We start from the raw sequence: 1,136 nt of genomic DNA on the forward strand, positions 1-1,136 counted from the left end.
ACCCACCTGCTGTTGGGGTGCGCGGCAGTCATTTCGTGTCCCGGGTTTGCGGCGAGCTCCCGCCATGGCTGGGCTAACGGGTCCGGCAGCGCAATTTTGGTGGTTCCGAGTTGGATGGTGACTAAGTCTTCAGTGACTGTGACGTCGTCCCAGGTCAGCCGGGCGATGTTTTCGGCTTGTTGTCCGAAGACGAGGATGAGGATCGCGGCGGCCCGGTCACGGGTCTCCGGTCCGTTGGTGTGGATGATTTGTTGGAGCGCTTTGTCTTGCCCGATCTTGGGGAGTCTTGGGCTGGTGCCGCGGCGGTGCGGGACGATGGTGAGCCCCGCTGGGGCGGCCTTGGTTTTGATGGCCCATTTGAGGAAGCGCTCAGCGATGCGTCTCGTCGTGGGCCCCTCGGATTGCCATACATCAAGGTGGGACTGCTGCAGTTCCGGCAGTTTGATGTCATGACCGGTGAGCCAGTTCAGGAGGTCGATGGCGACGGTGACTTCCTGTTTGGCGCGCAGGAAAGTGCCGCGGGAGACTTCGTCCATGAGGTTCATGCGTCGCTGGTGATGCCATCGGATGTAGCGGCGGATCACGTCAAGGTTCTGCGGGTCGCTGACGCGATCCATGGCTTGGGCAGCCCAACTGTCGTAGCGAATCAGGAACGCATTTCGCTGGGGGAGCACCCCGTGCTCGATGAGGAGCCCCCGGACGTACTCGCGGGTGCGGGAGTCGGGCAGTTCATCGAAAGTGTCATGACTGATTCTGGGTGCGGTAGCGAGGTTACGAAGGAAGGCCGTGACGTGCTTTTGCCGGATCCAGGTCATGCCGCTGTTGGCCCGTTTCATTGACTTCAATGCCGCCGCCAGCGGGATCAGTTCCGTGGCCATGGAACCCGTAGCCGGGTTGGTCAGCAGGTCGTCAACGATGTCGCCGAGGACGCAGGCCCAACACCGTGCACCGGTATAGAGCTCGTCTTCGGCGCCGCAGCCCACACAGTCAACGTTGAGCCGAACGCCTGAACAGCTGCGGCATGCCGGCTCCTCATCGATAATTCCCGGAAGAACACCTTCATGGCCGCAGGCGCAGACCCCGCGGGTGCGCTTTGCCTGCTGATAGCAGTAGCCGCAAACGCCGCCGTCTGGCCA

Annotated in this window: 1 protein-coding gene; it reads right to left on the bottom strand. The window is 62.2% G+C overall.

Annotation, left to right across the window (positions count from 1 at the left end; translation table 11 throughout):
- Positions 1 to 1,136 (bottom strand): Fis family transcriptional regulator (locus J2Y41_RS23050; RefSeq protein WP_309932045.1); only part of this gene is annotated, 1,136 nt, incomplete at both ends.

Source organism: Arthrobacter sp. 1088 (assembly GCF_031455315.1).
Lineage (GTDB): Bacteria > Actinomycetota > Actinomycetes > Actinomycetales > Micrococcaceae > Arthrobacter.